An 18,763-nucleotide genomic window follows, 5' to 3' on the forward strand; every position below is an offset into this window, starting at 1 on the left:
CCCCCCCTGTAAAGTCCCTTTTGCAACGCGGGGCCGAGACGAATTGATCCACCGGGTGTCACAAATCCATTGCGAAGGCGGGTCAAAGCGGTGAACGCATTCCCCTTGGCAAAAAACCCCGTTAAGGATTCGCCCCGACCATGATGTCGGACCCTGTTCTCTCGATCCGCGCCGCCTCCAAGACCTTCGGGTCTCGTCGCGCGCTGGACGCCGTTTCGCTCGACGTCGGTCGTGGCGAGATGATCGCGCTCATCGGCCCTTCGGGCTCGGGCAAATCCACGCTCCTGCGCTCGATCGACGGCCTGCAGACGATCGATGAAGGCGAGGGAGTAATCACCGCTTTCGGCGGTCCCGTGCAAGCCAAGGGCAAGGTCAGCGATCAGGTGCGCAAGGCGCGCATCCGCATCGGCTTCATCGCCCAGCAGTTCAACCTGGTCGGCCGCCTGTCGCTGTTCAGCAACGTGGCGCTGGGCTCGCTGGGCCGCATCCCGATGATCCGGGGCCTGTTCGGCGCCTGGCCGTCCGAGACCAAGGCCGCCGCCATGGCCGCCCTGCACCGCGTCGGCGTGGCCGACTACGCCGCCCAGCGGGCCAACACCCTGTCGGGCGGCCAGCAGCAGCGCGGCGCCATCGCCCGGGCCCTGGTCCAAAAGGCCAAGATCATCCTGGCCGACGAGCCCGTCGCCTCGCTGGATCCCGTCTCGGCCCGCAAGGTCATGGAGATCCTGCGCGACCTCAATCAAAGCGACGGCCTGACGGTGGTCGTCACCCTGCACCAGGTGGACTACGCCCTGCGCTATTGCGACCGGGTCGTGGCCCTGAAGGCCGGCAAGAAGGTCTATGACGGACCCGCCGACGGCCTGAAACGCGAACAACTCATCGACATCTACGGCCCGGAATTCGAGGACGTATTCTGGGAAGGAGCGCCACAATGATCAGCCGCCGCCTCATGACCGGCCTGGGTCTCGCCGCCGCCACGTTGGCGCTCGCCGCCTGTGGCGACAAGGGCGCGCCCGCCGCCAAGGACTCGGTGACCTTCTCGATCCTGTCGACCGAGTCGGCCCAGAACATGGAGGGCTACTGGAAGCCCGTCCTGGCCGACATGGAAAAGCAGACCGGCCTGAAGGTGAAGCCGTTCTACTCGTCCAACTATTCGTCGCTGATCGTGGCCATGGGCGCCAAGCAGACCGACCTGGGCTGGTTCTCCAACCAGTCGGGCCTGGAGGCGGTGCGCCGTTCGGGCGGCGAGGTCTTCGCCCGCACCTTCGATCCTTCGGGCACCGACGGCTACAAGTCGGTGATCATCGTGCCGGCCGACAGCAAGCTGACCCTGGCCGACCTGCTCAAGTGCGACAAGACGCTGAACTTCGGCATCGGCGACAAGAAGTCGACCTCGGGCACCCTGGCTCCGATGACCTACGTGTTCATCCCCGCCGGCAAGAAGCCCGACACCTGCTTCAAGACCGTGCTGACCGGCAATCACCAGGCCAACCTGTTCGCGGTGGCCAACCACAAGCTGGACGCGGCGACCAACAACACCACCTCGCTGAAGCTGAACGCCGCCCGCGGCGACGGCCAGGCCGAGCAGGTCAAGGTGATCTGGGAATCGCCGACCTTGCCGGAAGACCCGATCGTCTGGCGCAAGGACCTCGACCCGGCCGTGAAGGAAAAGCTGCGCCAGTTCTTCCTGACCTACGGCCAGGGCGACACCCCCGAGGCCGCCACCCAGCGCGCCAACCTGGCCAAGCTCTCGATCGGCGGCTTCAAGCCGGCCGACGACAGCCACCTGCTGGTGGTGCGCGAAATGGAGGCGCTGGAGGTCTTCGGCCTGGCCAAGGAAAGCGGCGACGCCGCCAAGATCGCCCAGGCCCAGAAGAACCTCGACGCGGTCAAGGCCGAGCGCCTGACCCAAGAGGGCAAGGCCGGCGTTCCCGCGCCGGCGAACTGAGGCCCTTGATGAGCGAGACCATCCCGCCGCCGCCCAAACGGTCGGCCTCGGCCCTGGCCTTCGACGTCCTGCTCTGGGGCGGCGTCTTCGTGCTGCTGGTCATCAGCTTCAAGCCGGCCGAGATCGACAAGTTTCCGCAGCTGTTCCAGGACACCTCGCGGACCACGGCCTTCGCCAAGCTGTTCTTCGCGCCGTTCGGCGACCTGAAACTGTTCCTGTCGATGGACTGGGGCCTGTTCATCGGCAAGATGTGGCAGACCATCCAGATGGCGCTGTGGGGCACAGCGCTAGCCATCGTGGTGGCCATCCCGCTGGGCCTCTTGGGCGCGCGCAACATCAGCCCGGTGTGGATCCAGCAGCCGGTCCGCCGCCTGCTGGACATCATCCGCTCGATCCCCGACCTCGTCGTGGCGCTGATCTTCATCACCGCCGTGGGCCTGGGCCCGTTCGCCGGCGTGATGTCGATCATGTTCAACACCGGCGGCGTGCTGGCCAAGCTGTTCGCCGAGGCCGTCGAGTCGATCGACAAGGGCCCGGTCGAGGGCGTGCGCGCCACCGGCGCGGTGAAGCTGCAGGAAGTGGTCTGGGGCGTGATCCCGCAGGTCGCGCCGCTGTGGACCAGCTATGCGCTGTACCGCTTCGAATCGTCGAGCCGCGCGGCCACCGTGCTGGGCATCATCGGCGCGGGCGGCATCGGCCAGATCCTCTACGACTCGATCAACGCCTTCCAGTTCGACCAGACCGGCTGCATCGTGCTGGTCATCGTCGTGGCGGTGTCGATGATCGACCTGCTCTCGCAGATCATCCGCACGCGGCTGCTGTAGAGTTCGGCCGGCTCCGAACGCCCCCTCGGTCACGGCGCTGAACTCCTCCTCACCCGTGAAACGGGGGAGGTGGCGCGCCGCGAATACGCGGCGTGACGGAGGGGGCGCTCAGCGGCCCTTCCGCTCTTCCGCCAACGCCATGCACGTGTTCCAGATGCCGTCGGCCACGCCGTCCACATCGGCGAAGACATCGCCCGCGGCGTAGCGCGCCACCGTTAGGCCCTCCTCCTTCATCCACGCGTCTCGCCGCGCGTCGCGCTCAGTCGCGTCGCCGACGTGATGGCTCCAGCCATCGATCTCGATCACGAGCCGCGCATCCGCGCAGTAGAAATCGGCGACGTACGGCCCGACGGGATGCTGTCTGCGTATGCGCGGTCCGCCGGGGCGGCGCTCACGGAGGCGAACCCACAGCATGACCTCGGGCGGGGACAAGGTTCGGCGCAGAACGCGCGCGCGACTGTGGGTTTTTGATGCGGATCGCATAGGTTGAGTATGCGACTTTGCGCCCCCTCCGTCACGCTGCGTATTCGCAGCGCGCCACCTCCCCCGTTTTACGGGGGAGGAGAAGTTCTTCGCGTGGCGCAGAGGGGGCGCTCAGCACGCCAAACCCGTGTGTCCACGGACAATTTTCCTAGGCCGAAACCCAAGACCCGTGGCCGCTTTGCCACAGCTTAACCTCTTGAAAACCCTTGTCATCCGTCCGTCACAAATCGGTGGCGGAACCGTCACGGGTCCCCGTTAAGCCGCTCGCATCCTGATCCCGGACGAAACGGGCAGGGGGCAGCCTTAAGGGGATTTCGACATGCGGAACAAGACCGCGCTGGTGAGCGGATCGGCGCTCGGCCTGATGCTCGCGTTCGGGCTCGGCGCTGCGGCGCACGCTCAAGACAACACCGTGTCCTGGAAGGGCGCGCCCCAGTGGACCAACGACGACACCTATTTCAAGGTTCGCGGCCGCATCCTGCTGGACGCCGTGTTCCAGGACGTCGAGCGCGAAGGCCCCGGCGGCGACTTCAAGACCCGCAACACGCGCGGTCGCCAGGCCTTCCTCGGCATCGAAGGCAAGCTGAACAACTACATCGCCTACAAGGCCGAAGGCGGCGCCGTGAACGGCGGCGCGTGGAGCTGGGATGACGTCGTCATCGAGTACAAGCCCACCGAAGACACCAGCCTGCTGTTCGGCAACGTCAAGGTCGCCGGCATCGAGAACCTGACCTCGACCCGCTTCATCACCTTCATGGACCGCGGTCCGTACGGCGACTTCGGCGTCGACTCCTACCAGCTGGGCGTCGTCGGCAAGAAGATCGGCCCGGACTACAGCTTCACCCTGGGCGTCCAGGGCGGCAGCATCAACAACGCCGACGTGGCCAACGCCTCGGCCGACTCCAAGGAACGCCTGGTCATCACCGGCCGCGCGCACTGGGCTCCGGTCGTGACCGACAGCGACAAGGTCCACGTGGCCGCCTCGTATCGCTACCGCAACCGCGGCGACGAAGGCGCCTTCGCCTATACCGGCCGCACCACGACCGCCTATAGCAACGCCACGTTCTACACGACCGGCGCCATCGGCAACCGCGACAACACGATCGGCGTCGAAGGCGCCTGGATCCACAACAACCTGTCGATCCAGGGCGAGTATTCGAGCATCGACGTGACCCGTCAGGGCACGGCCGGCTCGGATCCGACCGTGAAGGTCGGCTACGCCTTCGTCAGCTTCTGGCCGACCGGCGAGCAGCGCAACTACGATCAGACCGCGGGCGAGATCAAGCGTCCGAAGATCCTCAACCCGGTCACGGCCGGCGGCTGGGGCGGTCTGGAACTGGCCCTGCGCTACGACTTCGCCGACCTGACCGACGCCTACGACACCCTGAAGGTGAAGCCGGCCACGTCGCAGTCGGGCAAGTACACCGGCTGGACCGTGGGCGCGAACTACTACCCGACCCCGTACGTCCGCTTCCAGGCCAACTACACCGACGGCAAGTCGGACAACATCGGCCTGAACCAGGACTTCGACATCAAGCAATTCCAGCTGCGCGCGCAACTGGACTTCTAAGACCTTCCGGCCGCCTCACCGGAGGCGGCCGGTCCCCCTTCACGTTCCAGAGACCTCCAGGAGTTCTCCCATGAAGAAGCTGCTTTCCTGCGCGGCCGCCGCCGTCGCCCTGTCGGGCATGGCCGCCGTCCCCGCCTACGCCGCCCGCGACTACGTCTGGGCCGCCGGTTCGTCGACCGTGTTCCCGTTCGCCACCCGCACCGCCGAAAACTACGCCAAGAAGACCGGCAAGAAGGCCCCGAAGGTTGAAAGCCTCGGCACCGGCGGCGGCATCAAGCTGTTCTGCTCGGGCGCCGGCGAAGGCTTCCCCGACATCGCCAACGCCTCGCGTCCGATGAAGAAGTCCGAGTTCGACGCCTGCGCCGCCAAGGGCGTCAAGGACATCGTCCAGATCAAGATCGGCTTCGACGGCATCGTCATCGCCACCGACAAGGACGGCGCGGACTACAACTTCAAGACCGAGCAGCTGTTCCTGGGTCTGGCCGCCAACGTCTACAAGGGCGGTCAGTGGGTGAAGAACACCACCAACAGCTGGGACGACGTCGGCGGCGGCCTGCCGGGCAACCGCATCCAGGTCTACGGCCCGCCGCCCTCGTCGGGCACGCGCGACGCCTTCGTGGAACTGGCCATCGAGGCCGGCGCCCGCAAGTTCCCGTCGATCGACGCCATCCGCTCGGACAACGAAAAGCTGTTCAAGTCGAAGGTCGACCCGCTGCGTAACGACGGCTGGATCGACGCCGGCGAAAACGACAACGCCATCGTCGGCACCCTGACCAAGACCCCCGGCTCGCTGGGCGTCTTCGGCTGGTCCTACCTCGAAGAGAACATGGACAAGATCAAGGGCGCCTCGGTCAACGGCGTGAAGCCGTCGCCCCAGACGATCGCCGACGGCTCCTACCCGCTGTCGCGCTCGCTCTACATCTACGTCAAGAAGGCCAACCTGGGCGTGACCCCGGGCCTGCAGGACTTCGTCAACGAGTTCACCTCGGATGCGGCCTCGGGTCGTGGCGGCTATCTGCAAGGCCGTGGCCTGATCCCGCTGCCCCCGGGCGCCCACGAGTCGCAAAAGGCGATCGGCAAGGCCGGCACGCCGATGGCGCGTCCCGCCTCCTAAGCGTCTATTTCCTCCCCTTTCCGACTTACGCGCCGCGGTCCTATGGGCCGCGGCGTTTTCTTTTGTATACTGCGCTCCACGGTCCGCCCCCGCCGCGCAAGGAAGAGGGGCCGCAGTCGCCGACCGGCGACCGCGTCATTGACCCCAAAGGGCCATGATACTTCTCGCGCTCGCCGTCGTGTTCTTCCTCGTTCTGTTGAACGGGGTCTTCTCCATGTCCGAACTCGCGGTGGTCTCCGCCCGCCGGGCCAGGCTCCAGACCTTCGCCGACCGCGGCGACAAGGGCGCCAAGCTGGCCCTGGCCATGGCCGAGCACCCGACGCGGTTCCTGTCGGCCGTGCAGGTGGGCATCACCCTGATCGGCATCCTGGCCGGCGCCTACGGCCAGGCCACCATCGCCGGGGCCCTGGACAAGTGGCTCGAGCCCAAGCCGATCATCGGCCCGCATTCCGAAGCCATCGCCACCATCGTCGTCGTCATCGGCCTGACCTATGTCTCGGTGATCCTGGGCGAGCTGGTGCCCAAGCGCCTGGCCCTGCTGTTTCCCGACTCGATCGCCCGCCGCATGGCGCCGTTCCTGGCCATCGTCGCCACGGTCCTGCGGCCGTTCGTGACCATCCTGACCGTCTCGACCGCCGCCATCCTGAAGCTGATGGGCGTGCGCGACGAGCGCACCAACGACATGACCGCCGAGGAGGTCGAGACTGTCCTGGCCGAGGGCGCCGACGCCGGCCTGATCGAGCCCGAGGAGCGCTCGATGATCCAGGAGGTGCTGCGCCTGGGCGACCGTCCCGTGCGCGTGGCCATGACCCCGCGCCGCGACCTCTTCTGGATCTCCCTGACCGACGAGCCCGAGCGGATCCTCAAGGAGATCCGCGAATGCGCCTATTCGCGCATCGTGGTGGCCACGGGCGACGACCTGGACGGCGATATCGGCGTCGTCCTGAAGAAGGACCTGCTGGACGCCTGCCTGGCCGGCGGTCCGATCGACGTGGCCGCCCACGTCCAGCAACCCATCGCGATTCCCGAGACCATGTCGCTGCTGCGCGCCATGGCCGTCTTCAAGCAGACCCCGCTGCACATGGCCCTGGTGGTCGACGAGTTCGGCTCGGTGCAGGGCGTGATCACGCCACTGGACCTGCTGGAAATGATCGCCGGCGACTTCCCCGAAGACCACGCCGACGACCACAGCCGCATCCTGCGCCGCGAGGACGGCTCCTGGCTGGTCGATGCGCGCCTGGACATCCAGGAGCTCAACGACGCCCTGGGCGAGACCTTCGAGGCCGAGGGCGGCTATCACACCGTCGCCGGCCTGATCCTCGACCGCCTGGGCCGCATCCCGCGCGAGGGCGAGATCGTCGAACTGGGCGCCTTCGACGTCGAGATCGTCGACATGGACGGCTCGCGCATCGACAAGGTCATCCTCAAGCCCTGCCTGAACCGCAAGGGCGACGGCGAGTAGGCGACTAGCTCCGCGCAACAAAAAAGGCCCCGCGATCGCTCGCGGGGCCTTCGTCGTTTCAGGCGTGGGATTCGATCAGGCGGCGGCCTGTTCGGTCACCGCGGGGTCCAGGCGGATCATGTAGTCGAATGCGGAGAGGGCGGCCTTGGAGCCCTCGCCCATCGAGATGATGATCTGCTTGTACGGCGTGGTGGTGGCGTCGCCAGCGCCGAACACGCCGGGCAGCGAGGTCTCGCCGCGATGGTCGACCTCGATCTCGCCGCGGTTGCTGAGCGCCACGCCGCTGTCCTTGAGCCACTCGGTGTTGGGCACCAGGCCGATCTGCACGAACACGCCCTCCAGGTCGACGCGATGGACGCTGTCGTGGTTGCGGTCCTTGTAGGTCAGGCCGTTCACCTTGGCGCCGTCGCCGTGGATCTCGGTGGTCATGGCCGAGGTGACGATCTTGACGTTCGGCAGGCTGGCCAGCTTGCGCTGCAGCACGGCGTCGGCGCGCAGCTGGCTGTCGAACTCGATCAGGGTGACGTGGGCCACGATGCCGGCCAGGTCGATGGCCGCCTCGACGCCGCTGTTGCCGCCGCCGATCACCGCTACGCGCTTGCCCTTGAACAGCGGGCCGTCGCAGTGCGGGCAATAGGCCACGCCCTTGTTGCGGTACTCGGCCTCGCCGGGGACATTGACGTTCCGCCAGCGGGCGCCGGTGGCCAGGATGACGCTGCGCGACTTCAGGCTGGCGCCGTTCTCGAGCTGGATCTCGATCAGGCCGCCCGGGGTCTTGGCCGGCACAAGGCCGACGGCCTTCTGCAGGTTCATGACGTCGACCTCATAGTCCTTGACGTGCTGCTCCAGCGCCGTGGCCAGCTTGGGGCCCTCGGTGTGCTGCACCGAGATGAAGTTCTCGATGGCCATGGTGTCCAGCACCTGGCCGCCGAAGCGCTCGGCCGCCACGCCCGTACGGATGCCCTTGCGGGCGGCGTAGATGGCCGCGGCGGCCCCAGCGGGCCCCCCGCCGACCACCAGAACGTCGAAAGCGTCCTTGGTCTTGATCTTCTCGGCCGCGCGATCGGCCGCGCCGGTGTCCAGCTTGGCCAGGATCTGCTCCAGGTCCATGCGGCCCTGACCGAAGGGCTGGCCGTTTAGCAGGATGGTCGGAACCGCCATCACCTGGCGCGCCTCGACCTCTTCCTTGAACAGCGCGCCGTCGATGGCGACGTGGGTGATGCGCGGATTGATGGCGCTCATGGTGTTGAGGGCCTGCACCACGTCGGGGCAGTTCTGGCAGGACTGCGAGAAATAGGTCTCGAAGCGGTAGTCGCCGTCCAGCTCGCGGACGCGGTCCAGCACCTCGGCGTCGACCTTGGGCGGGTGGCCGCCCACGTGCAACAGGGCCAGCACCAGCGAGGTGAACTCGTGGCCCAGCGGCAGGCCGGCGAAGCGCACATCGGCGTCGCCGGCGGCGCGGGTGATGGCGAACGAGGGCTTGCGGGCGTCGTCGCCGGCCAGGTTCAGCGTCACCTTGTCGGAGGCGCCGGCCACGTCTTCTAGGAGCGCCAGCATATCCTTGGAGCCCTGGCCCTCGCCCAGCGAGGCGACCAGTTCGATCGGCTGGCGCAGGTTCTGCAGATAGGCTTTCAGCTGGGTCTTCAGACCATCGTCCAACATGGCGGGCTCCGGATTCGAGGCGCAATTCTCCTGTGGTCAGGAAACGCGCGAATTTTTGGGAAGGTGGCGTCGCCGCCGGCTCCATGGGCTGATGGAGCCGGCGGCGACGCCGATCGCGACCTCGAAGAGGGAGGTTGCGGGTCGTTCTAGAGCTTAGATCTTGCCGACGAGGTCGAGCGAAGGCGCGAGGGTCTTCTCGCCTTCTTCCCACTTGGCCGGGCAGACTTCGCCCGGGTGCGAGGCGACGTATTGCGCGGCCTTGATCTTGCGGATCAGCTCGGCGGCGTTACGGCCGATGCCCTCGGCGGTGATTTCCATGAACTGGATCACGCCTTCCGGGTCGACCAGGAAGGTGCCGCGGTCGGCCAGGCCCACGCCTTCGCGCATGACTTCGAAGTTGTTGGTCACCAGGCCCGACGGGTCGCCGATCATCGTGTACTGGATCTTGCCGATGGCCGGCGAGCTGTCGTGCCAGGCCTTGTGCGAGAAGTGGGTGTCGGTCGAGACCGAATAGACTTCCACGCCCATCTTCTGCAGCTCGGGATAGTTGTCGGCCAGGTCTTCCAGTTCGGTCGGGCAGACGAAGGTGAAGTCGGCGGGGTAGAAGAACACGACAGACCACTTGCCCTTCAGGTCGGCGTCGCTGACCTCGATGAACTTGCCGGCCTTGAAGGCCTGGGCGGTGAAGGGTTTGATGGTGGTGTTGATCAAGGCCATGGAGTGCTCCTGCAGGAATTGCGAAGCCTGCATAGGGCGCCCGATGGGATAGGGCCAATCGATTATATCGTTCTTGGCCATAGCCTAAATCTATCAGGCTGTGGGTAGATGGACGGGCCGCCAAACAACCCGTCATCCCGGGCCTTGTGCCCGGGACCCCTCTATCCGCCGCAGGTGAAGAAGAGCCGCCAGCGCTTCTCGCTCGTGCGTCACGTACAAGCTGAACCAGGGGTCCCGGGCACAAGGCCCGGGATGACGAGCGTTATAGTTTGGACGCGCCGCCGATTTTCGTCGCGGCCTACGCCGCCGTCTTCTTCCTCAGCCGCGCCAGCCGGCGCAGGCGTCGCCAGAACCGGGTCTTCTCCGGCTCGGGATAGGGCTGCAGGTTGCGGAAGAACTCCTCCGCGCACGAGCGCCACGAGAAGCCCTCGGCGAACTTGCGCACCACGGTGCGGTCCAGGTCCAGGCACGCCAGGCAGGCTTCCTTCAGCCCGTCGGTCTGGCCAGGCGCCAGGGCGCCGGCGTTGGAGCCGGGGATGATGTCGATGGGGCCGGGGGCCGAGAACGCCGCCACGGGCACGCCGGCGGCCATGGCCTCCAGGATCACCAGGCCGAAGGTGTCGGTCAGGGACGGGAAGCAGAAGACGTCGGCGCAGCCGAAATAGCGGCCCAGCTCCTCGCCAAACTTGGCGCCGGCGAAGACCACGTCGGGATATTTCTCGGCCAGCTCCTCGCGTTGCGGGCCGTCGCCGACGATGACCTTGGTGCCAGGTAGGTCCAGGCTGGCGAAGGCCTCGATGTTCTTCTCGACGGCCACGCGGCCAACATTGAGGAAGATCGGTCGGGCCAGGCCCTCGAACACGTCCGGTTCGCCGGGCGCGCGGGGCTTGAAGATGTCGGTGTCGACGCCGCGCGACCAGGGCGAGAGGTTGCGGAAGCCGTGCTTGGCCAGCTCGTCGCGCATGGTCGGCGTGGCCACCATCAGGCGGCCCGACGGCTTGTGGAACCAGCGCATGTAGGTGTAGCCGGCCGCCAGCGGCAGCGGCAGGCGGGCCGAGACATATTCCGGGAACTTGGTGTGGTAGCTGGTCGTGAACGGCAGCTTCCACTCCAGGCAAATGCGGCGCGCGGCCAGGCCGATGGGCCCCTCGGTGGCGATGTGGATCGCCTCGGGCTCGAACGACTTGAAGCGGTCCTGAACCGGCTCATAGGCGCCGATCGCCAGCTTGATCTCGGGATAGGTCGGCAGCGGGAAGGTCGGGAACTGGTCCGGGCTGACGACGTCGACCTCGTGGCCCATGGCGCGCAGTTCGTCGACCACCCGGGTCAGGGTGCGAACCACGCCGTTGACTTGAGGTTCCCAGGCGTCCGTGGCGAGAAGTATCCGCATCAGGCGGCGGCGGGCTCCGGCAGGGGTTCAGGCGCGGTCAGGGCGCGGTCGATCACCGACCACGAGCGCATCTTGGACCATTCGAGAATTTCGAGGCGTCCGTCGGCGTGTTCGACAAGGGCGGTGCAGCTTTCCACCCAGTCACCATCGTTGACGTAGGTGATTCCGTCGATATCCCGCATTTCTGCCTTGTGGATATGTCCGCAGATCACCCCGTCGACCCCCCGTCGGCGCGCTTCGTCCGCCACGGCGGCTTCGAAGTTCTCGATGAATTGCAACGCGTTCTTCACCTTGACCTTCAGATAGGCCGAGAGACTCCAGTAGCCGAACCCCATGCGCCGACGAGCGCGGTTGAGCAAGGTGTTCAGCATGAGGATGGTTCTATAGGACCAATCCCCGAGGAAGGCGAGCCACTTGGCGTGCTGCACCACGCCGTCGAACTCGTCGCCATGCACCACCAGGTAGCGCTTGCCGTCGGCGGCCTCGTGGATCACGTCGCGCGCCACCACCACGCCGCCGAAGTGCGTGCCGCAGAAGTCGCGGATGCGGTCGTCGTGATTGCCGGGCACATAGATCACCTCGACCCCCTTGCGGGCCAGGCGCAGAATCTTCTGCACCACGTCGTTGTGGCTCTGGGGCCAGTACCAGCCGCTGCGCAGCTTCCAGCCGTCGATGATGTCGCCCACCAGATACAGGCGGTCGCACTCGACATGGCGGATGAAGTCCAGCAGCAGCTCGGCCTGGCAGCCCCGCGTGCCCAGGTGGATGTCGCTGATGAAGATGCTGCGATAGCGGCGGATGTCGACGTCGGCGCTCATGGCAAGGAACCCCTCGTTTTCGCCGTCTGATCGATCCGCCCCCGGATTGGTCGCGACCTCGGCGAGCAGCCCCGCGATTAAGCTGATTGCATGTCGCTTTGATGAAACCGGCCCGCGGCCGTCGGTCGCCCCTTCCCCAAAGGGAAGCCGCGAAAGCGCGCAGCCTGCCCAGTCCGCGGGCAGCGCGACGGGCCTCAAGGCCTTATGGGGTATGGCGTTGGCCGTTGATGGGATAAACGAGTGTTGCGGCGCAACATGGCTCGCACTAGATCAGACCCATGGACGCCGCCCGCCTCGCCAAGGACACCCCGAAATCGTTGAAGACGCGGGCGCGGATTCTCGATTGCGCGATGCGGCTGATCGCCGACATCGGTTACCACGCCGCCACCAACCCGGTGATCGCCGACGCGGCGGGCCTGACGCGCGGGGCGATGCTCTATCACTTCCCCACGCGAGAGGCCCTGGTCGAGGCCGCCGTGGCCCATGTCCAGGCCGAGCGCTCGACCCTGTTTCGCGCCGCCGCCGAGAACCTGCCGCCGGGCGGCGACGTCACCGAGCACGCCATCGACAGCTACTGGGACCTGCTGCACAGCGTGCCGTTCCTGGCCTTCGCCGAGCTGGAGGCCGCCGGCCGCACCGATCCGGCCATCCAGGCCCTGCTGACGCCGGCCCAGGCCGAGTTCGACCGCGCCCAGGCCGGCGATCACTTCCTGAAGATCCTCCACGCCGGCGCGGGTCCCCGCTTCCAGGCCAGCCGCGATCTGGCCCGCTTCATGCTCGAAGGCCTGGCCCGCACGACGCTGACCTACGACAAGGACGGCCGGAAGGAGCGCCTGCTGGCGGTGATCAAGCGCGCCACGCACATGCTCAACCGCAAGGGCGACATCCAGGATCTCTGGCCGGACTAAGGCGACGCGGACAGCGGGTGTCTGGCTCAGCAGCGCCCCCTCCGTCACGTCGCCTATCGGCGCCGCGCCACCTCCCCCGCTGCGCATGGGAGGAGGAGATCTGCGACCTTCCTCCTTACCCGTGCAACGGGGGAGGTGGCGCGCTGCGAATACGCAGCGTGACGGAGGGGGCGTCGGGCGCCTGCCGTTGAGTTCGAACTGTCCACACCGGCGATCGTCTCGCCGCGAGATGTGAGGGTGGCTCTCGCTGCGACGGGCGAAGGGCTTTCCGGTAGCCTCCAACCTGTCATCCCGGCCGCAGCGAAGCGGAGAGCCGGGACCGCCGGAACCGCGGGCGCTTGCCGTGGTCCCGGATCGGCGCGCTGCGCGCTTGTCCGGGATGACAGGACTTGGTGGGCGAGCGTGGGGATAGGCGGCCCTCAATGCCGTGCGTTCGCGAGATCTACCCCAACGATTTCAACAGCCTGCAACTTTCTCGCACCGCGCTTTCCAACGCGCCCAGAACCACCCCCATACTCAATCCCACCTGACAGCACGGGAAGGGCGTCCGGCCGGCGACTGTGACGGCTGTCGGGGGTGATCGAGCGGGTTTAGAGGGCGGGGGACGTAAACCCGCCTATCGGGGGAAAGCCAAGGCCCCCGCCCGTCCGAAGGTCCGCTCCGGGTCCCTCCGGAATCGGCGTGGCTTGCAGCCTTCGGGCTGGGTCCGTCGCGAGGCAGGGCAAACCCGGGTGGGGCAAAGGGTTGAACCAGACCCGCGCGCCCCGGCCAGAGGGATAACGATCACGCGGAGCGCTCGTCTTCGTCGAAACGGTACTTAGAACTCACACATTCCGGGCGAGGCCCGGGCGCTCCGCGACCTTCCCATGCCTTCAGCGGTTTCCGCGTGAGGCCGACAAGCTGTGTCCGATAGACTCGCCCCCACCGGACCGCTGCGCGGTCGTCCGCCCCCATAGGGGGCAGATGAAGCGCGCCGACTTGATCTTCCCCCTATGGGGGAGGAGCGCCGCAGGCGCGGAGGGGGCCAGCGCGCCGCTCACATCCTCAGCGCCTTGGGCAGCACCTTCGCGAAATAGTCCAGCTCCGCCGGCGAGGCCGTGCCCACGCGGATCCAGGTCGGATGGGCGGGACTGTCGAACACCCGCACCTCGACCCCCATCGACGCCAGGGTCTTCTGGAACGCCAGGTTCGGCTTGCCGCTGTCGACGAACACATAGGTCCCATGCGACGGCAGATAGTTCAGCCCATTGGCCTTGCAGATCGCGTAGATCCTGGCGCGGCAGCCTTCCAGATAGGCCTTGGCGCCGGCCAGATAGGCCTGGTCGCCGTAGCAGACCGCCGCCGCCGCCAGGCCGGGCCGGCCCTTGTGGGTCGGGATCATGGCCTTGAGGGTCTTCACCCGGTCGGGCCGGGCGACGATGAAGCCGACCCGCAAGCCCGCCATGCCGTAGACCTTGGAGAAGGTGCGGGCCACGATCACGTCGTGGCCGGCGCGGACCAGGTCCATCATCGAATGCCGGACGGGGTCGGGGCTGATCTCGATATAGGCCTCGTCGACGATCACCGGGCAGGTCTTGGCGACCTCGACGCAGAAGGCCCGCAGGGCGTCGGGATCCAGCAGCAGGCCGGTCGGATTGTTGGGATTGCAGACATAGATCGCGCCGGCGCCCACGGCCTTGGCGCGAGCCGCGAGGGCGACAAGATCGATCTGCTGATCGGCCCCGACCGGAACCCAGTCCAGCTTCGCGCCCTGCCGCTCGGCATAGAGCAGGGGCGTCGCGTAGCTCGGCTGCGGCGCGACGATCGGGCCGGCCTTCGAGAACGCCGTCGGCAGCAGCGACAGCGCCTCCAGCGAGCCGTTGCACAGGCCCACTTGCTCGGGTTTGACCTGGTCACGCTTGGCGATCAGCTCGACCAGCGGCGGCTCCAGCGACCAGGCGTAATAGGGGGTCTCGTCCAGCGCCTTCATGGCCGCCTTGCGGGCGGCGGGACTGGGCCCGAACGGATTTTCGGTGACGCCCAGATGGGCGCGGATGGCCGGCGGCGGGGCGGGGTCGACCGAGGTCTCGGCGGCGACCGCCAGACCCGGAGCCAGGGCCGCGCCGCCGATCAGCAGGCCGCGTCGCGTCGTGTCCATGGTCGTACTCCAAACGTCTGCGACAGATTTAAAGGGCCTCTATTCCGATCGCGTGACGCCAGGATGTTGGGGCAGGACGCCTCCTCCGTCACGTCGCCTATCGGCGCCGCGCCACCTCCCCCGTTTCACGGGGCAGGAAGCAGGCAGTTTCGATCATCCTCCTGCCCCGTAGCGAAGCGTGCGGGGGAGGTGGTTCGCCGCGAATACGCGGCGAGACGGAGGGGGCGTTCGGCGTTGGGAGAGATCAACCGCCGTTCCGCCTCATCCCGTCTGGATCGGCAGGGCCGTCGTGAACTTGATCTGCTCCATCGCGAAGCTGGACGACACGTCGGTGAGCGGGGCGGTGGCGATCAGGCGCTTGTAGAAGCGGTCATAGGCGGCGATGTCGCGAACCACGACCTTGAGCAGGTAATCGACCTCGCCGCTCATCCGGTAGAACTCGACCACCTCGGGCAGGGCGCGGGCCCCGGCGGCGAAGGTCGTCAGCCAGGCCTCGTCGTGGCGGCCGGTCTTGACGGCCACGAACACCGTCAGCCCCAGGTCCAGGGCCTCGCGATCCAGCAGGGCGACGCGGGCGACGATCACCCCGGCGTCCTGCAGGCGCTTGACCCGTTTCCAGCACGGCGTCTGGGTCAGGCCCACCCGTTCGGCCAGCTCGGCGATTGGGACCGTCGAGTCCTCCTGCAGGATGGCCAGCAGCCTGCGATCGATGTGGTCGAGATCAATCATCCTGGTTTCCGAGCTTTCCGAGAATGGAATTCTCCATACGGCCAAATCGGCAGCGCATCCAGTAATGCCATTCTCCGGTTCCGCTTCAGACTGAAAGGCCTCAGACGAATCGGGGATCGCCATGCTCAAGCCGTTCACCAGCCATCCCGAAGCGGTCGGCGAGACCTATGGCGAGCACATGGGCGTGGCCTGGAGCTTCGGCTTCACCCTCATCGGCGCGGGCCTGGCCTGCCTGGTCCACGGTCTGCTGCCCTTCGCCTTCGAGCGCACCGGCAGCAACACGGTCCGCCGACTCCATGATCGCCTCAGCCGCCGTTGCGCTATGGCCGACAAGGCCGCTCCGGCCATCGACGCCGAGCCCGCTCGCGGATGAACGCGCTGGTCGCCAGGCTGACCCCGGCCCGGCTGGATCTCGACACGCTGTGGCCGGGCCTGCTGGCCGGCCTCGCCATCGCTTTGATCGCCAAGCCGTTGGCCCACCTGCTGCACGCGCCTGCTCCGCTGCTGGCCGTTGTGCTGGGCATGGGGCTGGGAGCGCTGGGCCTGGGCGCGAAACTGGCCGTCGGCCTGGATGTCTGGGCCAAGCCCGGCCTGCGCCTGGGCGTGGCCCTGATGGGCGCCCAGATCACCTGGGGCGAGTTCGCCCTGCTGGGCGGTCCGGCCATCCTGGCCAGCGGCGCGGTCGTGCTGGGCGGCCTGACCGTCGGCGCGGCGGTCGGCCTGGCGCTCGGACTTCCGCTGGCCGAGGCCCTGATCGCGGCGGCCGCCTGTTCGATCTGCGGCGCCTCGGCCGCCCTGGCCGCTTCGCAGGCCGCTCCAGCCAGCGCCGCCAACCAGCGCACGACGGCCCTGGTGATCATCGGCGTCAACCTGCTGTCGACCGTGGCCATGCTGGCCTATCCGGCCATCGCCCACGCGCTCGGCCTCTCCGCCCATCAAGCCGGCGTGTTCTTCGGCCTTTCCATCCACGACGTCGCCCAGGTGGCCGGCGCGGGCTCGTCGGTCTCGCCCGAGGCGGCCGGGGCGGCGGCGCTGGCCAAGCTGGCGCGGATCGTCTGGCTGGGCCCGGCGGTGGTGCTCATCGGCGTGCTGCTGACCCGGGCTGGCGACGGCGGGGTGAAGGCTGGGCTGAAGGGGCCGCCGGCCTTCGTGCTCGGCTTCGCGGCGCTTGCCGCCTTGCGCGGTTTCGGCCTGTTGCCGCCGATGGTCGTCGCGACCCTGGCGACGACCTCGAGCTTCCTGCTGCTGGCCGGTGTCGGGGCGATCTCGGCCAAGCTCGGGCCGCAGGCGCTGCTGCAGGTCAAGCCGAAGCTGGCCCTGGCGCTGGGCCTGTCGACCCTGGCGGTGGCCGCCTTCGCCTACGGTCTGACGCGGCTCTTCTTCTGAACGGCAATTCCATCCTCTTTGAGAGGGTCGGTAGGTCGTCGAATACGCATCCGACGGCGCACGCTCGCATCTTCCTGCCCCCAGGCCGAGCGCCCTCTTGGCTCCGACGGCGTCCCGGCCCATGGTCCCGCTCGAAGAGTCGGGAGGAATGACCTTGAGTTTCTGGACGCGACGCAAGTCGATCGACGCGATGGCGGCGGGCCATGACGGCCATCAACTGAAGAAGACGCTGAGCTGGCCGCATCTGGTGGCCCTGGGCGTCGGGGCCATCGTGGGGACCGGCATCTACACCCTGACCGGCATCGGCGCGGGCCTGGCCGGGCCGGGCGTGATCCTGTCCTTCCTGATCGCCGGCGCGGTCTGCGCCTGCGCGGCGCTGTGCTACGCCGAGCTGTCGACCATGATCCCCGCCTCGGGCAGCGCTTACACCTACAGCTACGTCGCCATGGGCGAGCCGGTGGCCTGGTTCGTCGGCTGGAGCCTGATCCTCGAATACACCCTGGTCTGCGCGGCCGTGGCGGTCGGCTGGTCGGCCCACGCGGCGGGCCTCTTCCGGATGATCGGCACGCCCGAATATCTGCTGGCTGGCCCGCACGCCGGCGGCATCGTCAACCTGCCCGCCGTGATCATCTCCTTCGCCGTCGCCGGTCTGCTGGCTTTGGGCACCAAGGAGAGCGCCACGGTCAACATGGTGCTGGTGGCCATCAAGATCATCGCCCTGGCGATCTTCGTCGCGCTGTGCCTGCCGGCCTTCGACAGCAGCCACTTCACGCCCTTCATGCCGCAAGGCTTCGCCGCCACGCCGGGCGCCGACGGCGTCAAGGTGGGCGTCATGGCCGCCGCCAGCCTGATCTTCTTCGCCTTCTACGGCTTCGACGCGGTCTCGACCGCCGCCGAGGAGACCAAGAACCCCAAGCGCGACCTGACCATCGGCATCGTCGGCTCGATGGCTGTCTGCACCCTGATCTACATGGTCGTGGCGGCCGTCTCGATCGGCGCCTCGCGCACCGAGATCTTCTCCAAGAGCGAAGCGCCGCTGGTCTTCATCCTGGAAAGCCTGAAGCATCCCAAGGTGGCCCAACTGGTGGCTCTGGCCGCCGTGGTCGCCCTGCCGACCGTGATCCTGGCCTTCATGTACGGCCAGAGCCGGATCTTCTTCGTCATGGCCCGCGACGGCTTGCTGCCCAAGAGCCTGGCCAAGGTGAACCCCAAGACCGGCACTCCGGTGCTGATGACCCTGCTGACCGGCGCCCTGTCGGCGGTGCTCTCGGGCTGGTTGTCGCTGAAGGACATCGCCGAGCTGGCCAATGCCGGCACGCTTGCGGCCTTCATCGCCGTGGGCCTTTCGGTGATCATCCTGCGGATCAAGGATCCTACCCGTCAGAGGGTGTTCTCGACCCCGATCTGGCCGGTCGTGGCCTCGGGCGCGATCTTGGGCTGCCTCTATCTGTTCTCCAGCCTGCCGACCAAGACCCAGCTCTACTTCCTCTACGCTCACCTGATCGGCGTGGCGGTCTATGTGCTGTTTGGCCTGCGCAACAGCGCCCTGGCCAAGTCCGAAACCTAGACGAATAAGGGCCCGGCCTTCGCGCCGGGCCCTTCCATTCCCAGACAC

At 67.4% G+C, this 18,763-nt stretch carries 17 protein-coding genes and 1 pseudogene; 10 read left to right on the forward strand and 8 right to left on the reverse strand.

What is annotated here, in order from left to right; genetic code table 11:
• The first annotated feature begins 140 nt into the window (after nt 1–140).
• The 3 genes from phnC to phnE are packed head-to-tail and all read left to right on the forward strand — an operon-like array spanning nt 141 to nt 2,772.
• Nucleotides 141–935, forward strand: a complete 795-nt coding sequence (gene phnC, locus AC1RUS_RS19890; RefSeq protein ID WP_492918317.1) for a phosphonate ABC transporter ATP-binding protein — start codon at nt 141–143, stop codon at nt 933–935.
• Nucleotides 932–1,948 (forward strand): phosphate/phosphite/phosphonate ABC transporter substrate-binding protein, encoded by a 1,017-nt coding sequence (gene phnD, locus AC1RUS_RS19895; protein WP_492918318.1) that lies wholly within the window; start codon nt 932–934, stop codon nt 1,946–1,948. The genes phnC and phnD overlap by 4 nt, the downstream gene beginning before the upstream one ends.
• An 8-nt stretch (nt 1,949–1,956) precedes the next feature.
• Nucleotides 1,957–2,772, forward strand: coding sequence for a phosphonate ABC transporter, permease protein PhnE (phnE, locus tag AC1RUS_RS19900; RefSeq protein WP_492918319.1), 816 nt, complete (start codon nt 1,957–1,959; stop codon nt 2,770–2,772).
• Between the two features lie 108 nt (nt 2,773–2,880).
• Here the strand turns inward: phnE and AC1RUS_RS19905 are convergent, their stop codons facing one another.
• Nucleotides 2,881–3,186, reverse strand: coding sequence for an endonuclease domain-containing protein (locus tag AC1RUS_RS19905; RefSeq protein ID WP_492918320.1), 306 nt, complete (start codon nt 3,184–3,186; stop codon nt 2,881–2,883).
• Nucleotides 3,187–3,574: 388 nt separating this feature from the next.
• On the opposite strand from AC1RUS_RS19905, the gene AC1RUS_RS19910 reads away from it, so the two are divergent.
• The 3 genes from AC1RUS_RS19910 to AC1RUS_RS19920 all read left to right on the forward strand — a co-directional run bounded on the left by AC1RUS_RS19910 (nt 3,575) and on the right by AC1RUS_RS19920 (nt 7,401).
• Nucleotides 3,575–4,825, forward strand: coding sequence for an OprO/OprP family phosphate-selective porin (locus AC1RUS_RS19910; RefSeq protein ID WP_492918321.1), 1,251 nt, complete (start codon nt 3,575–3,577; stop codon nt 4,823–4,825).
• Nucleotides 4,826–4,895: 70 nt separating this feature from the next.
• The gene (locus AC1RUS_RS19915; RefSeq protein ID WP_492918322.1) at nt 4,896–5,939 is read left to right on the forward strand and encodes a substrate-binding domain-containing protein; all 1,044 of its coding nucleotides are present in this window, start codon (nt 4,896–4,898) and stop codon (nt 5,937–5,939) included.
• Between the two features lie 154 nt (nt 5,940–6,093).
• A complete protein-coding gene (locus AC1RUS_RS19920) occupies nt 6,094–7,401 on the forward strand; it encodes a hemolysin family protein (RefSeq protein WP_492918323.1) in 1,308 nt (435 codons plus the stop codon).
• A 75-nt stretch (nt 7,402–7,476) separates the two neighbouring features.
• On the opposite strand, the gene ahpF is transcribed toward AC1RUS_RS19920, so the two are convergent.
• The 4 genes from ahpF to AC1RUS_RS19940 all read right to left on the reverse strand — a co-directional run bounded on the left by ahpF (nt 7,477) and on the right by AC1RUS_RS19940 (nt 11,988).
• Nucleotides 7,477–9,063 (reverse strand): alkyl hydroperoxide reductase subunit F, encoded by a 1,587-nt coding sequence (ahpF, locus tag AC1RUS_RS19925; protein ID WP_492918324.1) that lies wholly within the window; start codon nt 9,061–9,063, stop codon nt 7,477–7,479.
• A gap of 153 nt (nt 9,064–9,216) precedes the next feature.
• Complete coding sequence (gene ahpC / locus AC1RUS_RS19930; RefSeq protein ID WP_492918325.1) at nt 9,217–9,780, reverse strand: alkyl hydroperoxide reductase subunit C; 564 nt, start codon at nt 9,778–9,780, stop codon at nt 9,217–9,219.
• A gap of 298 nt (nt 9,781–10,078) precedes the next feature.
• Nucleotides 10,079–11,170 carry a glycosyltransferase family 4 protein gene (locus AC1RUS_RS19935; protein ID WP_492918326.1) on the reverse strand — a complete coding sequence of 364 codons (1,092 nt, stop codon included), beginning with the start codon at nt 11,168–11,170 and terminating at the stop codon, nt 10,079–10,081.
• Complete coding sequence (locus AC1RUS_RS19940) at nt 11,170–11,988, reverse strand: UDP-2,3-diacylglucosamine diphosphatase (protein ID WP_492918327.1); 819 nt, start codon at nt 11,986–11,988, stop codon at nt 11,170–11,172. The genes AC1RUS_RS19935 and AC1RUS_RS19940 overlap by 1 nt, the downstream gene beginning before the upstream one ends.
• A 278-nt stretch (nt 11,989–12,266) precedes the next feature.
• Between AC1RUS_RS19940 and AC1RUS_RS19945 the strand changes: the two genes are divergently transcribed.
• The gene (locus AC1RUS_RS19945) at nt 12,267–12,896 is read left to right on the forward strand and encodes a TetR/AcrR family transcriptional regulator (protein WP_492918328.1); all 630 of its coding nucleotides are present in this window, start codon (nt 12,267–12,269) and stop codon (nt 12,894–12,896) included.
• Nucleotides 12,897–12,998: 102 nt separating this feature from the next.
• Here AC1RUS_RS19945 and AC1RUS_RS19950 read toward each other — a convergent pair.
• From AC1RUS_RS19950 to AC1RUS_RS19960, 3 genes and pseudogenes are all read right to left on the reverse strand, one after another.
• Nucleotides 12,999–13,073: pseudogene (locus tag AC1RUS_RS19950) on the reverse strand (hypothetical protein); the annotation flags it as partial.
• An 859-nt stretch (nt 13,074–13,932) separates the two neighbouring features.
• Nucleotides 13,933–15,033: a pyridoxal phosphate-dependent aminotransferase gene (locus AC1RUS_RS19955; protein WP_492918329.1), complete on the reverse strand. Its 1,101-nt coding sequence runs from the start codon at nt 15,031–15,033 to the stop codon at nt 13,933–13,935.
• Between the two features lie 261 nt (nt 15,034–15,294).
• Nucleotides 15,295–15,762 carry an Lrp/AsnC family transcriptional regulator gene (locus AC1RUS_RS19960; RefSeq protein ID WP_492918330.1) on the reverse strand — a complete coding sequence of 156 codons (468 nt, stop codon included), beginning with the start codon at nt 15,760–15,762 and terminating at the stop codon, nt 15,295–15,297.
• A gap of 121 nt (nt 15,763–15,883) precedes the next feature.
• Here AC1RUS_RS19960 and AC1RUS_RS19965 point away from each other — a divergent pair, with 121 nt between their 5' ends.
• The 3 genes from AC1RUS_RS19965 (at nt 15,884) to AC1RUS_RS19975 (ending at nt 18,715) form a co-directional block, all read left to right on the forward strand.
• Nucleotides 15,884–16,135, forward strand: coding sequence for a DUF6356 family protein (locus AC1RUS_RS19965; RefSeq protein ID WP_492918331.1), 252 nt, complete (start codon nt 15,884–15,886; stop codon nt 16,133–16,135).
• Nucleotides 16,132–17,148 carry a putative sulfate exporter family transporter gene (locus AC1RUS_RS19970; RefSeq protein ID WP_492918332.1) on the forward strand — a complete coding sequence of 339 codons (1,017 nt, stop codon included), beginning with the start codon at nt 16,132–16,134 and terminating at the stop codon, nt 17,146–17,148. Before AC1RUS_RS19965 ends, AC1RUS_RS19970 begins: the two co-directional genes overlap by 4 nt.
• Before the next feature lie 121 nt (nt 17,149–17,269).
• Entirely contained in the window at nt 17,270–18,715 is a 1,446-nt protein-coding gene (locus AC1RUS_RS19975; RefSeq protein WP_492918333.1) for an amino acid permease, read from the forward strand.
• Nucleotides 18,716–18,763 lie beyond the last annotated feature (48 nt).

Source organism: Caulobacter sp. GW821-FHT10F06 (genome assembly GCF_058809215.1).